Raw genomic sequence first — 14896 nt, forward strand, 5'->3', positions numbered from 1 at the left:
GGACGAATAGGAGCCGGTGGAGGATCATGCCGATCAGCGGGACATACAGCATCCCCCCCAGCAGATAGGTGGCGAGGGCGAAGAACAAGCCGATGTGCTGCCAGGTGTCGGTGCGCGACGCGACAAGCATCCCGAGGACCGACACCGATTGGGTGGCGACGACGACAATCAGCCATTCCCCGCTGAGCGCGCTCTCGAGCGGGGGCTTCGCCCCTTCCGTCGTCATCACGGTGAGAAATGCATAGATGAGCAGAGCCCAGAGGGCGATCCCGAGGAGCCACAGCCCCCGCCCCGCCGCGGCGTCCCCCGCCAGGAGGACGAACTGGGTGCCGAGGACGCATGTGGCCGCGGGCACGGTGAGGAAGCCGGTGCCCCGCAGGCGATGGGTGAGGTCCTCGACGACGCCGGAGGGGAAGGTGATCACCCGGACGGCCGTCACCACCCAGAGCGCCGCGTACACCACCTTGTTCAGCTGAAAGAGCCCCCAGGACAGAGGGGAGAGCCCCGCGTCGAACGCCGCTATGGAGACGATCCCCGTGGCCATGACCATGGCGAAGCGGCCAGGGTCCAGCGCGCGAATCCTCCGCAGGAGCTGCCTGCTCAGATGCCGTCCCTTCGATTTGTCGCGCGCCGACCCCACAGACAGCCGAGCATGGTGCCTCCACCCTCCGGTGGGACTCACGGGTTTCCTACCCCTACGGAGGCGCCCCGGTTTCGGGTTCGGGGGACCCCAAAGGGGACCGGCGAGATTACGAGGAGGATGCGGTCTGCAGAATCGGGTCGAGCGCGCGAGCGAGGACCGCGAACGCCATCAGCCCGAGCGTTTCCGCGCGCGCGCGGGGATCGACGCCGGCGGAGGCGCAGGCGCCCCCGACATCCTCCTTGGAGAGCCCCAGCCCGCTGGCCAGTGCATTCTGAAGGGTCTTTCGGCGCTGTCCGAAACCGGCGGCCACGATCCGGAAAAACCTCCGCTCATCGGGGACGCTCACCGGCGGCGTCCGGTGCGGCACGAGCTCCACAAGCGCCGAGTCCACCGCGGGCCTGGGCAGGAACGCGCCGGGGGGGATTCGCGCCAAAATCCTCGGGGTGGCGCGATACTGGATCGCGACCGACAAGATCCCGTACGCCCGGCCACCAGGGGCCGCGGCGATCCGCTCCGCCACCTCGCGCTGGACGGTCACCACCAGCACCCGGAGCCCGAGCGGAGCATCGAGCAGGCGCATCAGCACGGCCGAGGCGATGTTGTAGGGCAGGTTGGCGACGACCTTCCGCGGGGCGTCCGGCGGGCCGTCGAAAAGGGTCGCGGGCGGAAGCTCGAGGATGTCCCCGGCCACCACCCGCACGTTGGGTCGGCCCGCCACGATCGCCTGGAGCACTCGCACGAGGGCGCGATCGACCTCGACCGCCGTCACCCGCCCGGCGCGTTCGGCCAGCCCCAGGGTCAGCGTGCCGATTCCGGCCCCGACCTCAAGCAGGGTGTCGGCCGGGGTCACCGCCGCCGCGTCGAGGGTCCGGCAGAGGGCCTGCGTGCTAACCAGGAAATGCTGCCCCCACCGTTTGGCCGGGCGGATGCCGAACCGCTGAAGAACTGCCCGGGTCCCCGCGGGGGTCGCCAGGTCCTGCGCGGTGAACGAAGCCCGGCTCGCTTCCAGGGGATCCCCCCGACGTTACTGCGTGATCGCGCTACCGCCAGGCGAGGATGTACACCTTCACATTTCGGCGCCCGAACTGCATCGCCTCCTGGTAGGTGTTGAAGCAGAGGTCGACGCGGGTGCCGCGGATCGCTCCGCCGGTGTCTCCGGCCACCGCCGCCCCGTACCCTTCAATGAAGAGCCGGGTTCCCAGCGGGATCACCGACGGATCCACGGCCACCACGCCGTGCTGGGCGATCAACCCGATCGCGGTCTTGGGCCCGACCCCTCCACCGAAGTTGTTGGGCCCGGGGTAGTAGGCCGAAGCCTGCAGCACCATGATCTCCTTGCCGGCGTATGGTCCGGACGCCGCCAAAAGCGGTTTGGTGCCCACCGCAATCACGCGGGGGGTCGGGGGCGTGACGACGGCCTCGGCGAGCGTCTGCACGGTCACCGCGCGGCCGTCGGCATATTCCACGCGGACGGTTCGGTCCAAAAGGCCGGGCCGCCCGTCCGACCGGACGGCCCGAGTGCCCTTGAGCAGCGTGGGATCGGCGACGATCCTCGACGGGAACGCCACGGGACGGCGCACGACCCAGGTCCGGGTCTCACGCCGCTCGATCGTGATCCGCATGTCGGGTGCAAGGGCCGTGGAGGGGTCCGGATACACCCGATCCTCACCACGAACCTGGATGTTCAGGAGGGCGAGCGCCTCCCCCACCGTTTGAGCGGCCACGCGCGCGGATCGTGGGGTCCCGCCGACCGACATCACGAGGGGTAGGGCGCGGACGACGCTGATCTGGATCCCCGGCCAGATCGCCGTCCCGACCGGAGGATCCACCCGATCCTCCGGGCTCAGGACGATCTTGTTCTCCTTGAGGACGTCGGCCACGGTCCGCCGGAGCGTGCTGTAGGCTCGGGTCTGCCGGTCGATGGAAAGGTAGACGTTCTGGCCGAGCACGAGGTGCCACAACCGGGGAACCGAGATGAATGGTGCGAGCAGGCCCGACACGAAACAGGCCACCAGCAGGTAGGCCAGGTACGCCGACCCACACCGCCGTTGGTCTTTGAGGACTCGAATGTCACTGGCCGTCGATGGCGAAACAGCCGGCGCCATACCCTCCCCCCTTCTGCAAGCCCAAGCTCGTCCCGCCGAGGCGGGACCCGCCGCCGCACGTCAGAAAAATGTCGGAAAGGATAAGGCCAGGTCAGGTCCAGTGGGGCGACGTAAGGCTGCAGCGGTTGGGAGGCGGATTATGTGATATAGACTTTATTCTACTTCAGCCACAATAACATATAGACAAAATTCAATGCAAGGGAAGATTCTCCTCCGCGGAGAGCTACGTCAGAGGTCTCTTAGAGGAACTGGGTCGCCTTTCGTGCGCTCGACCAGCTCAAAGAGGACCCCGTGGGCGGAGGCGGGGTGGATAAAGGCGACCCTCGAGCCGTCCGCTCCGGGACGGGGGACCTCGTCGATCAGCCGCATCCCAGCCGCGCGGGCGCGGGCCAGCGCGAGCTCGATGTCGGGCACCTCGAGCGCCACGTGGTGGATCCCCTCGCCCCTTCCCGCGAGAAAACGACCGACCGGCCCCACGGCGGCAAGCGGTTCCAGCAGCTCGATCTCGCTCCCTCCGACCGGCACGAAAGCCGCGCGCACCCCCTCGCGCTCCAGGGTTTCGTGCCTCGCAGCCGCAAGCCCCAGCCGGCGGGTGAGCGCCTCGGCCGCCTCGATGCGCCGGACCACGATCCCAAGGTGGGCCAACCGGATCCCGCCGCGTGCGGGCTCACTCATGCCGGCCTCCCAGGGTTTCGTCTCATCCTTCACGGCGAGGGGTTCGTCCGCCGGCATGCGGTGTGACGAGCAGCCGCTCCAAGACGATCTCGACGATTTCCCGCCGGTGGAGCCGTCTCGGGGGTCGGAACCGCTTCTCCGGCGCGGGTCTCCAGGGGCGAGATCGAGCCCGCCTGGGAGATCCTGGCCGGATCCCTTGGTAGGTGCACCCGGCTCACACCACCGCAGGGGGCCGATAGGCGCCGAACCGGCTCCGCAACACGTCGCAGATCTCCCCGACGGTCGCATACGCCCGAACGCACTCCAGGATTCGCGGCAGCAGATTCTCGTCGGTCGATGCCGCCTGCCCCAGCGCATCGAGCGCACCCCGCGCCCGGGCCCCGTCGCGCTCCGCGCGGACCCGAGCCAGCCGGGCTTTCTGCCGGGTGATGACCTCGGGGTCCACCCGGAGAATCGCCGGGGGGGGTGTCCCCGCCTGCTGGAAGCGGTTTACGCCCACGATCACGCGGCGGCCCGATTCGATTTCCTGCTGCTCGCGGTAGGCCGCCTCGCCGATCTCGCGCTGGACGTACCCCTCCTCGATCCCGCGCAGCATCCCTCCCATCCGATCGATCCGATCGAGGTACGCCTGCGCCCGCCGCTCGATCTCGTCGGTGAGATACTCGACGTAGTAGGATCCCGCCAGCGGGTCGACGGTCGATGCCACGCCGCTTTCGTGGCCGATGATCTGCTGCGTCCGGAGGGCCACCAGCGCCGCCTCATCGGTGGGCAGCGCCAGCGCCTCGTCGAGGGCGTTGGTGTGGAGGGACTGCGTGCCGCCCAGGACCGCCGCGAGCGCCTGGAGGGTGACCCGCACGACGTTGTTGTGCGGCTGCTGGGCGGTCAGCGCCACCCCCGCGGTCTGGGTGTGGAACCGCAGCATCTGCGACCGCGGATCCGCCGCCCCGAATCGCTCGCGCATGATCCTGGCGTACAGTCGCCGGGCGGCGCGGTACTTGGCCACCTCTTCGAAGAAACCCATCTGGGCGTCGAAGAAAAATGCCAGCTGCGGGGCGAATCGATCGACGGCGATCCCGGTTCGGCACACCGCCTCGATGTAGGCGATCGCGTTGCCCAGGGTAAAAGCCACCTCCTGCACCGCCGTGGCCCCGGCCTCCCGGATGTGGTACCCGCTGATACTGATGGGGTTCCACCGGGGGAGGTGGGCGGCGCAGTAGGCGCAGGTGTCGGCCACCAGGCGCATCGAGGGCCCCGGCGGATAAATGTAGGTGCCCCGGGCGATGTACTCCTTGAGAATGTCGTTCTGGGTCGTCCCGTCGAGCCGGTCCGGGGGGACCCCCTGCCGCTCGCCGGCGGCGATGTACAGGCAGAGCAGAATCGCCGCGGTGGCGTTGATCGTCATCGATGTGCTGACGCGGTCGAGGGGAATCCCCTCGAAGAGCACCTCCATATCGGCCAAAGAGTCGATGGCCACTCCGACCTTCCCGACCTCTGCCTCGGCGAGGGGATGATCGCTGTCGTACCCCATCTGCGTGGGGAGGTCGAACGCCACCGACAGCCCGGTCTGCCCCTCCCCCAGGAGATACCGATATCGGCGGTTCGACTCCTCGGCTCCGCCGTATCCGCCATACTGGCGCATCGTCCACAGGCGGCCCCGATACATGGTGGGGTAGATGCCGCGGGTATACGGATACTCCCCCGGGAAGCCGATGTCGCCCTCGGGATCGACGCCGGCGATGTCGTCTGGGGTGTAGACGCGCGAGACCGGGATGCCGGAGGAGGTCGCCGGGTCTTCGCTCCGCTCCGGGTCGGGGCGATCCCCCTCGGGTTCCCGTCGCGGGCGTCCGCGGCGGGGCGGACGTTTTTCCATCGTCATCGGCGGACTCCCATCCCACGATCGGCGCGCGACCGCCGGCTCATTCCAGCGTGACCAGCACCTGGCCGGCGGCAAGCTCCTGGCCGGGTGCCGCGTGGACGCGTCGGACCACGCCGGCGTGGGGGGCGCGGATCTCCATCTGCATCTTCATCGCTTCTATTATAGCCAGCGGCTGACCGATCACCACCCGGGCCCCCTCGTCCACCTCGACGGCAACGAGCAGACCGGGCATGGGGGACCGCACCTCCAAGCTCCGTCCCGCCGCGGCGGCGCCGGGCTCCGCCCCGCGCCGCGTCCTCGCGGTCTCGGCGACGAAGGGAAGACCGTCGAGCAGCAGGGTCCACGGGCCGGCATGATCTCGAACCGACAGGGTGTGGGAGGCCCCGTCCACCAGCAGCGTAAAGTGCGCGGGGACCACCTCCACCAACTCGACTCGATGGACCTGACCGGCGATCGTGACCGCCCACACCCCTCCCGTCTCCTCCACGCCGACCTCGATCTCTTCGTCGTCCCCCACCCGGACCCAGTAGGCTGTCACGACACGCCCTCCCCACGCGCCGCCCGGCCCCAGGCGGAGAGACCCTGCGGCGGCAGGAGCGGCGTGCGCCGAGATTCGCGGTGCGTCAACACGGCGGCGGCGAGGGCGGCAAGCCGGCCGTGGCGTCGCGGGCGCGCGTCCCATTCGTGCTCGACGAACCGGGTGCCGTAATCTCCGGACTGGAACGCCGGGTGGGCAAGCGCCCACCGGTGGAAGGGGATCGTCGTGGGAACTCCGGTCACGATAATTTCCCGCAGCGCCATGCTCAGCCTGGCGATCGCCTCGCGGCGGGTCGGCCCCCACGCGATCACTTTGGCGAGCAGCGGGTCGTAGAACCGGGTGACCTCCATCCCCGGGGCGAGCGCGCCGTCGATCCGGATCCCCGGCCCGCCCGGCAGCACGACCTGACCGATCCGTCCGGTCCACGGGAGGAACTGCTGGTCGATGTCCTCGGCGGAGATCCGGCACTCGATGGCGTGGCCCCGCAGGCGGACCCCCTCCTGCCCGAACGGAAGCGCATCCCCCGCCGCCAGGGCCAGCTGCAGTGCGACCAGGTCGCATCCGCAGACCATCTCCGTGACGGGGTGTTCGACCTGCAGCCGGGCGTTGATTTCGAGAAAGAAGAAGGCTCCGTCCGACACGAGAAACTCCGCCGTGCCGGCGTTTTGGTACCCGACCGTCCGTGCCGCCGCGACGGCCGCCGCGCCGATGGCGTCCCGAAGATCGTCCGAGAGGGCCGGCGAGGGGGCCTCCTCGATCAGCTTCTGGTGACGCCGCTGGATCGAGCACTCGCGCTCGCCGAGATGCACGATCGCCCCGTGGGCGTCCGCCACGAATTGCACCTCGACGTGCCGGGGATGGTCGAGCCACCGCTCGAGATAGATGCGATCATCGCCAAACGCCCCCCGCGCCTCCCCGCGCGCCAGGCGCAGCGCGGCGGGCAGGTCGGTGGGCCGCTGCACGAGGTGGATGCCTTTCCCCCCGCCGCCCGCGGCAGCTTTGATCAGCACGGGGAACCCGAGGCGATCCGCTGCGGCGATCGCCGCGTGGTCGTCGAGGGGATCCGTTCCCGCCAGCACGGGGATCCCGGCGGCCGCGACCGTGCGGCGAGCCGCGGCTTTGTCGCCGCAGAGCGCGAGCGCGGCGGGAGGTGGACCGACAAAGACCACGCCGGCCTGCGCGCACGCCTCGGCGAACGCGGGGTTCTCGGAGAGAAACCCATAGCCGGGATGAATCGCGTCGGCGCCGGACCGCTGGGCCGCTTCGACGATCGCCCCGATATTGAGATAGGATTCGGCGGCGGCGGCCCCGCCGACCCGGTAGGCTTCATCGGCCGCGCCGAGGTGGAGCGCGCCGCGATCCGCGTCGCTGTACACCGCCACCGTGGCGACCCCCAGGGTGCGGCACGTTCGGATCACGCGCAGGGCGATCTCGCCCCGGTTCGCCACCAGCACTTTCTTCAGGGACCGACCCGGCATACGCCCGGCGAGAGGAGGGATCAGAGCGGGATGTTTCCGTGCTTCTTCGGAGGATTGCGGTCGCGCTTGCCGGCGAGCATCCGGAGTGCGGAGATCAGGCGCGGTCGGGTCTCGTGGGGCTCGATGATGTCGTCCACGTACCCCCGCGCGGCGGCGACGTAGGGGTTGGCGAACCGCTGCCGATACTCGGCCGCCAGGCGAGCCCGGGCCTCCTCCCGGTCTTCGGTCCCGGCGAGCTCGCGGCGAAAGATGATATCGATCGCCCCTTCCGGTCCCATCACCGCGATTTCGGCGGTGGGCCAAGCGAGGTTCAAGTCTCCCCGGATGTGCTTGCTCGACATCACGTCGTAGGCACCGCCGTAGGCCTTGCGCGTGATCACCGCCAGCTTCGGGACGGTGGCCTCGCAGTACGCAAACAGCAACTTCGCCCCGTGCCGGATGATCCCGCCGTGCTCCTGGGCGGTGCCGGGCATGAAGCCCGGGACGTCCACAAACGTCACCAGCGGAATGTTGAAGGCGTCGCAGAACCGCACGAAGCGGGCGCCTTTGACGGAGCTGTTGATGTCGAGGGTGCCGGCCAGCACCGCCGGCTGCTGGGCCACGAGCCCCACGGGCCGCCCGTCCAGCCGGGCCAGGCCGATGATGAGGTTTTGGGCGAAGTGCCGGTGGACCTCGAGGAACTCGCCATCGTCGACCACGCGCCGGATCACCTCGTGCATATCGTACGGCCGGTGGGGGTCGTCGGGGACCACCGCATCGAGCTCGGCGTCCATGCGGTCCGGCGGATCGGTGCAGGGGGTGCGGGGGGGATCGTCCTGATTGTTGAGGGGCAGGTACGCCAGGAGACGTCGGATCAATCGGAGGGCGTCGGGATCACTCTCGGCGATGAAGTGAGCCAGGCCGCTCTGACCGGCGTGCACCGTGGCTCCGCCCAGCTCCTCGAACGTCACGTCCTCGTGCGTGACGGCCTTGACGACCTGAGGCCCCGTGACGAACATGTAACTGGTGCCTTGGACCATCACCGTGAAGTCCGTGATCGCGGGCGAATAGACGGCCCCGCCCGCACAGGGGCCCATGATCGCCGAGATCTGCGGCACCACGCCGCTGGCCAGGGTGTTTCGGAGAAAGATCTCCGCGTACCCTCCCAGGCTGACCACGCCTTCCTGGATGCGAGCGCCCCCGGAATCGTTCAACCCCACGACCGGCGCGCCGTTACGAAGCGCGAGGTCCATGATCTTGCAGATCTTCGCGGCGTGCCCTTCGCCCAACGATCCCCCGAGAACGGTGAAGTCCTGAGAGAAGACGTAGGCGAGCCTGCCGTGAATCGCCCCGTACCCCGTCACCACGCCGTCGGCGGGGGCGTCGACGTGGTCCATCCCAAACGCGGTCGCACGGTGGGTGACGAATCGATCGAGCTCGACGAAGGTCCCGGGATCGAGCAGCTCCGCGAGGCGCTCGCGGGCGGTCAGCTTTCCCGCGGCGTGCTGTCGGGCGATCCGGTCCGCCCCGCCTCCCTCCTCAACACGCGCACGTCGCGCGGCTAAGTCGTCCTGCCGACCTCGGGGGCGCTCAGGCACGCCTACGCGCCCGCGGAGGGCGCAAGGGGCCGGATCGAGATGATCGCGTGCTTGTAGAGCAGCTCGGTCGCGCCCCCGGCTTCCACGAGGAGGGTGTAGGTCCCGACGTCGCGGAGCACCGCGTGGGCGACCTCGTACCCGTCGCGGCAGCGAATGTGCACGGGCGTCCTCGCCTCCACCAAGGGGACGTAGAATCCGTCTTCGATCGTCTGGGGCTCGGCCCGGGGTGGGGCCACCCCCACCCTGGAGCCTTCGTAGTGTGCCGTCACCGCAGCGCCTCCCTTCTGTTCCGGGCGGATCTCCTGCAGGTCCTCCAGGACGTCCGGGTGCACGAGGCCCGGCTCTTCCGGCCCGTTGACCGACCGCGGCGTCGGGACGGGGGGAGCCGCGGACACGCCGGAGGGGTGCGGCGCTCCGCCGGAAGAGGGCCGGGGGCGCGCGCCGGCGTGCATGGAATGGCGCATCGCCTCGAGGTGGGCCCGCCGGTCCCCCCCCGCGGCCTGGGCGGAGTCGCCGGACGACGCATGGCGGATCCACTTGGCCACCGCGTCCAGCGCCGCGTGCACCGCCGCCTCCGGCGCGCGCTCGCGCTGCGGGGCCGCGCCGACAAAGACTTCCGGCCCCCGAGGCGTCTGGGCGCTGATCCCGACCAGGATTACCGGGTGGTCCATGCAGGTGGCCGTGGACACCTGCTGGAGCGTGACCCGCCGGTGCTCGGAATCCAGCACGGAGCGGGCCGCATCCACGGTCGCCATGACCAGGGTGCGCAGGCGGTGTTCGACCCCCAGCGGCCCTCGCGCCTGCCCGGTCCCCGCCCGCCGCTCACCCCACCGCTCCCAGACCACCTGGACGCGCGCCGCGGCCTCGGTTGCGGAAACGGTCTCTTCGAGGCGCACGACCTGGAGATCCGACCCTTCGCTGGCGTGGGCCCCCCGGAGGTGCGTGACATGAATCCGCCAAGGCTCCACCGGGATCCCGTACTCGGTCATGAGCGCGGCGACGATGGACCGCCGCGCAGCGCGGCCCTCAACAGCGTCGTCGGCCGTCACGTAGATCTGATCGATCTCCCCGGAGGGGGACGTCAACAGCCGGATGGCGGCCACCCCCTCCACGGTCGCGAGGAATCGCTCGATATCTTCGGCCAGCACTTCTCGCGGCATCGGGGGGTATTTCTGCCAACGCCGGAGGGCCCCCTCCATCAAAACGAATCATCACACCGGAGGAAGGCGGCGACTCAGAAGGACGGGGGCGAGGCGGGCCGCCGGAGGGGCGATCCAATCTCGATCCCCTCCCCGCCCAGGGCCTCCACCCGTTTGTGGTCGATGAGGATCTGGGCCGCCGGCGCGTCGGCGAACTGGGTCGCAGTATACACCACCTGCCAAACCCGCCCCAGCATGCTCGTGCTCCCGCCCCCCGCCGCGAAGGTCGCGGAGAGGTCGACGGTCGCGATCCCGCCGCGCACGTGCACGCCGAGGAGTGCCGTTCCCTGCGGGATCTCGGTGTGGAACTGGGGATCGCCCGGCCCGCGCAGGAGGGCGCGCAGGGCCGCATCCAGCCGGACGTCCGACGGGCCGGGCGGGGCGGCGCGGCGCACCGCCGCCAGTCCGCTGAGATGGTGGGACCCAACGGTGCGGACGAAATACACCTCGACGGAAGCCGGGCGCTGGCGGGCGACCCGAACGACCGCCACGACGGCGATCAGCAGGAGGAGAAGGAGCCACCAGGCGCGCCGGCGTGATCGGGCGCGTGCCATCACCGATCCTCCACGATGCGGAGAAACTCCAACTCGTCGAGCACGGTGATCCCGAGCTTGTGCGCCCTCGCGATCTTCGTCCCCGGCTCGACCCCGGCCACGAGGTAGCTGGTCTTGGGCCCCACGGCGTCCGCCACGATCCCCCCCAACGCGGTGACGCGCCCGGCGGCGTCCCGTCTGGAGAACCGCTCCAGGGTCCCGGTGAACACGAAGATCTTCCCGAGCAGCCGGCCGCCGCCCGGGGCCGCCGGGGCCTGGGGGCGCACCCCTGCGGCCTCGAGCTTCTTGAGCAGTGCCCGGGTGGCCGACCGCGAGAAGTACTCCCGCACGCTCTCGGCGATCGCCGGCCCGATCCCGGGGGCGTCACTGATCTCTTCGAATCCGGCGTCGGCGAGGCGGTCAATCGTCGGGAAGTGCCGGGCAAGCACCTCGGCCACATGGAGGCCGACGTGCCGGATGCCGAAGCCGTAGACGAGCCGGGCCAGGGTGGGGCGCCGGCTCCGATCGATCGCCGCGATCACATTGTCCGCCGATCGATCCGCCATCCGGTCCAGGGTCAGCACCTGCGCCTTGGTCAGCGAAAAAAGATCCGCCGGATCGCGAATCAGTTCGCGATCGAGCAGCTGCTGGAAAAGCTTCGGACCGACCCCGTCGATGTTCAGCGCGGTCCGCGAGGCGAAATGGATGAGCCGCTCGAGCACCTGCGCCGGGCATGACGCCCCGCCCGTGCAGCGGGCGACCGACTCGCCCGGCTCCCGCGCCACCGCGGAACCGCACACCGGACACCGGGTGGGCATCACGAATTCGCGCTCGTCTCCGGCGCGCCGCTCCACCAGAACCCGCACCACCTCCGGGATCACCTCCCCGGCGCGCTGGACGACCACGTGGTCGCCGATTCGGACGTCCTTGCGGCGCACTTCGTCCTCGTTGTGCAGGGTGGCGTGGCGGAGGATCACGCCCGAGACCCGCACCGGCTCCAGGTCCGCGACCGGCGTGAGCGCACCGGTCCTCCCCACCTGTACCGTGATATCGCGCACGCGGGTCTCGGCCTGCTCGGCCGGGAACTTGTAGGCGATCGCCCACCGGGGGGCCTGGCTGGTCGCCCCCAACTCCACCTGCTGATCGAGCGCGTTCACCTTGACGACGATGCCGTCGGTTCCATACGCCAGCGTCCCGCGGCGCGTCGACCACTCGTGCACGTAGTCCAGGACCTCGTCAAGCGTGACGGCGCGGCGCATGTGGGTATCGACCGGCAGCCCGGCTTCACGGGTCCACTCCAGGCTCTCCCAGTGCGTCTTAAACCTCCGCCCTTGGACGGCCCCCACCTGATAGATGGCCAGGTCGAGCGGTCGGCGCGCGGTGACGCTGGGATCGAGTTGGCGCAGAGAACCGGCCGCGGCGTTGCGGGCGTTGGCGAAGGGCGTCTCGCCCGCGGCCGCCCGCTCCTCGTTGATCGCGTCGAGCGCCCGGGTGGGGAGGTAGACCTCCCCCCGCACCTCGATGAACTCGGGGGGAGTCGCCTCCCGCCGGAGCCTTAGCGGCAGCGACCGGACCGTGCGGAGGTTCGGAGTGATATCCTCGCCCCGCACCCCATCCCCCCGCGTCGCCCCCCGGACAAAGGCGCCCTGCTGGTAAATCAGGGAGATCGCCGCGCCGTCAAATTTCAGCTCGCATACGAACTCGACGGCCCGGTCCCCCACCCCGACGGTGACGCGCTTGTGCCAGGCCCGCACGTCGTCCTCGTCAAAAGCGTTGGCCAAGCTGAGCATCGGCTGCGGATGCTCGACCGGACGGAACCCCTCCGCCGGCGGCGCGCCGACCCGCTGGGTCGGGGAATCCGGTGTGATGAGGCTCGGGTGCGCGGCCTCGAGCACCCGCAGTTCCTGCACCAGCGCATCGAACGCCTCATCCGAGATCTCGGGGTCGTCGAGCACATGATAGCGGTACAGATGATGGCGGATCCGCTCGCGCAGGTCGGCGATCTGCTTCGCGATATCGGGGGGCGGACGGCGCCCCGCGGAGACCCGGCGGCCTTCGGCCTTCATCGATCGGGCCTGCGGGAGATGGCCGTCGAACGGTTGGTCACGGAACTCCTCCGGGATCTGTGAGCGTACGCCTCCGAGGCATTCGGCGCGCCCGTGCGGGGTCCCTAGCGGAACGGCCTCCGGCGGGACGCCCGCGCCGACGACGCACGAACGCCCCCGGGCCGCGGGACAAGGCGGCCGGCGGGGGCGTCCCGCGTGCTCGGTGGAACGATCCGGAGTGTCGGGCCCGCGCGCTACCTTCCGCCGGCCATGGCGGGGACGATCGAGACCTCCGCCCCCTCCGCCAGGGGAGTCTGCAGGCCGGCGAGGAACCGGATGTCCTGCTCGTTCACGAAGATGTTGACGAACTGCAGCACCTCGCCGCGGCCGTCCAGGATCTTCGCCCGGATCCCCGGGAACCGCTGCTCCAGCGCGTCGAGCGCCTGCGCGATGTTGCTGCCGGTGACGTCGATCACCCGCTCGCCGTTCGTGATCCGGCGCAGCGGGGTCGGAATGCGGACATGCACGGTCATCGATCGTCCCTCCCCTGCGGCTCAGTCGCCCGCGAGGGCGAGCACGCGCTCTTCGAACGACGCCAGCGTCGGCTTGATCGTGATCGAGGCCTCGACCACGTCTTCCACCGCTCCCAGCGCCTTCAGACCGATGCCGGTGATGTAGGCGACGGTGAGCTCATCGGGCCCGATCACGCCGGCCCGGGCCAGCTTGCGCAGCGTGCCGACGGTGACCCCCCCGGCGGGCTCGGTGAACAACCCCTCGGTCTCGGCGAGGAGCCGGATGCCCTCCACGACTTCTTGATCGCTCACCGACTCCACGACGCCCCCCGTCCGGCGCGCCAGGTCGAGGACGTAGTGCCCGTCGGCCGGCGCGCCGATCGCCAGGGACTTGGCGACCGTGTTCGGGCGGACCGGCACGACCTTGTCCGCACGGGCCTTGTAGGCGGCGGCGATGGGCCCGCACCCTTCGGCCTGCGCCGCGGTCATCCGCACGGTGTGGCGGGGGATCACGCCCAGCCGCTGGAACTCCTCAAATCCTTTGTGGATCTTTACGAACATATTGCCGGAGCCCACCGGGACGATCACGCGATCGGGCGCGCGCCAGCCCAACTGCTCGGCGACTTCGTAGGCGAGGGTCTTCGCCCCCTCCGAATAGTACGGACGGAGGTTGACGTTGGCGATCGCCCATCGGTGCTCATCGCCGATCTCGAGGCACAGGCGGTTCACGTCGTCGTAGGTCCCCTCCACTTCCACCACGGTCGGGCGGTAGACGGAGGTGGTCACGACCTTCGCGCGCTCGAGCCCTTGGGGGATGAACACGACCGCGCGCAGGCCGGCCTTCGCCGAGTGCGCGGCGACGGCGTTGGCGAGATTGCCCGTCGACGCACACGACATCACCGTGAAGCCGAACTGTTTCACGGCGGCGACGGCAACGGCGACGACCCGGTCTTTGAACGACCAGGTGGGGTTGCGGGTGTCGTTCTTCAGATAGAGGTTCCGGAGGCCGAGCGCCTGCCCCAGACGGAACGCCGGCACGAGCGGGGTGCACCCGGGAGCGAGGTCCCATTCCGGGACGCGGGACGCCGGCAACAGGTCTTGGTACCGCCAGATCGAGGCCGGGCCGGCGGCGATCCGCGTCCGGAGCGCTTCCCCCTCGAGCCCGCCGAGGTCATAGACAGCCTCGAGCGGTCCAAAGCAGTCCTCGCAGACAAAGATGGGATCCGTTGGAAACCGCCGTCCACACTCGCGACAGACCAACCCGATTGCCGCCATCTCTCCCCTCCCCCATCGCCGCCGGACGACCTCCGGTGTGATACGTCCGGCGCCAGGATATCGCGCCAACAAAAATCCCCCGCCAACTCCGCGAGGGGGTATCAGCCCTCTTATCTACCGGAATTGGATCTTCCGCGGGAATTAGCACCACGCCAGGTGGGCACCTGGTAGGCTGCCGGGTTTCATCGGGCCCGTCCCTCAACCGCTCTGGATAAGAGTTGCTATTCAGTTTGAGCCCACGGTAGCATAGACCCCCCCTGGTGTCAAGGCGACGAATCAACTCGCCTAAAATCTTACTACGCGGCGTATCGTCACCTCATCGAAAATCTTACCGGGCGCTATACCCTCGCCCCACGGCGCGCGAAGCCCGCCATCCTCGACGAATTCTGTGCCACAACGGGATACCATCGCAAGTACGCCATCAGGCTCCTCAACTGCCC

Annotated in this window: 14 protein-coding genes and 1 riboswitch; of the genes, 2 read left to right on the forward strand and 12 right to left on the reverse strand. The window is 69.7% G+C overall.

Translation table 11 applies throughout. The features are described from left to right. Positions 1–68: 68 nt before the first annotated feature. Both VKV57_00450 and VKV57_00455 read left to right on the forward strand, forming a co-directional pair. The gene (locus VKV57_00450) at positions 69–245 is read left to right on the forward strand and encodes a hypothetical protein (GenBank protein ID HLW58373.1); all 177 of its coding nucleotides are present in this window, start codon (positions 69–71) and stop codon (positions 243–245) included. An 81-nt stretch (positions 246–326) separates the two neighbouring features. Beyond that, positions 327–476 (forward strand): hypothetical protein, encoded by a 150-nt coding sequence (locus VKV57_00455; GenBank protein ID HLW58374.1) that lies wholly within the window; start codon positions 327–329, stop codon positions 474–476. 273 nt (positions 477–749) lie between these two features. Here the strand turns inward: VKV57_00455 and rsmA are convergent, their stop codons facing one another. From rsmA to thrC, 12 genes are all read right to left on the reverse strand, one after another. Beyond that, positions 750–1652: a 16S rRNA (adenine(1518)-N(6)/adenine(1519)-N(6))-dimethyltransferase RsmA gene (gene rsmA / locus VKV57_00460; protein HLW58375.1), complete on the reverse strand. Its 903-nt coding sequence runs from the start codon at positions 1650–1652 to the stop codon at positions 750–752. Between the two features lie 31 nt (positions 1653–1683). Next, complete coding sequence (locus VKV57_00465) at positions 1684–2748, reverse strand: ubiquitin-like domain-containing protein (protein HLW58376.1); 1065 nt, start codon at positions 2746–2748, stop codon at positions 1684–1686. Positions 2749–2976: 228 nt separating this feature from the next. Then, positions 2977–3423: a methylmalonyl-CoA epimerase gene (gene mce, locus VKV57_00470; GenBank protein HLW58377.1), complete on the reverse strand. Its 447-nt coding sequence runs from the start codon at positions 3421–3423 to the stop codon at positions 2977–2979. Between the two features lie 214 nt (positions 3424–3637). Next, entirely contained in the window at positions 3638–5299 is a 1662-nt protein-coding gene (locus VKV57_00475; GenBank protein HLW58378.1) for a methylmalonyl-CoA mutase family protein, read from the reverse strand. Positions 5300–5339: 40 nt separating this feature from the next. After that, the gene (locus tag VKV57_00480) at positions 5340–5837 is read right to left on the reverse strand and encodes a biotin/lipoyl-containing protein (protein HLW58379.1); all 498 of its coding nucleotides are present in this window, start codon (positions 5835–5837) and stop codon (positions 5340–5342) included. Beyond that, positions 5834–7285 (reverse strand): biotin carboxylase N-terminal domain-containing protein, encoded by a 1452-nt coding sequence (locus VKV57_00485; GenBank protein ID HLW58380.1) that lies wholly within the window; start codon positions 7283–7285, stop codon positions 5834–5836. Before VKV57_00485 ends, VKV57_00480 begins: the two co-directional genes overlap by 4 nt. 50 nt (positions 7286–7335) lie before the next feature. After that, positions 7336–8892: a carboxyl transferase domain-containing protein gene (locus VKV57_00490; GenBank protein ID HLW58381.1), complete on the reverse strand. Its 1557-nt coding sequence runs from the start codon at positions 8890–8892 to the stop codon at positions 7336–7338. A gap of 2 nt (positions 8893–8894) precedes the next feature. Beyond that, positions 8895–10052 (reverse strand): hypothetical protein, encoded by a 1158-nt coding sequence (locus VKV57_00495; GenBank protein HLW58382.1) that lies wholly within the window; start codon positions 10050–10052, stop codon positions 8895–8897. A 74-nt stretch (positions 10053–10126) separates the two neighbouring features. Then, entirely contained in the window at positions 10127–10645 is a 519-nt protein-coding gene (locus VKV57_00500) for a GerMN domain-containing protein (GenBank protein ID HLW58383.1), read from the reverse strand. Beyond that, a complete protein-coding gene (gene ligA, locus VKV57_00505) occupies positions 10645–12690 on the reverse strand; it encodes an NAD-dependent DNA ligase LigA (GenBank protein ID HLW58384.1) in 2046 nt (681 codons plus the stop codon). Before ligA ends, VKV57_00500 begins: the two co-directional genes overlap by 1 nt. A gap of 233 nt (positions 12691–12923) precedes the next feature. Continuing rightward, positions 12924–13202, reverse strand: coding sequence for a MoaD/ThiS family protein (locus tag VKV57_00510; protein ID HLW58385.1), 279 nt, complete (start codon positions 13200–13202; stop codon positions 12924–12926). Positions 13203–13223: 21 nt separating this feature from the next. Continuing rightward, the gene (gene thrC, locus VKV57_00515) at positions 13224–14456 is read right to left on the reverse strand and encodes a threonine synthase (protein ID HLW58386.1); all 1233 of its coding nucleotides are present in this window, start codon (positions 14454–14456) and stop codon (positions 13224–13226) included. A gap of 107 nt (positions 14457–14563) precedes the next feature. Further along, positions 14564–14674, reverse strand: a riboswitch (SAM riboswitch). Positions 14675–14896 lie beyond the last annotated feature (222 nt).

Source organism: bacterium, from assembly GCA_035307765.1.
Lineage (GTDB): Bacteria > Sysuimicrobiota > Sysuimicrobiia > Sysuimicrobiales > Segetimicrobiaceae > Segetimicrobium.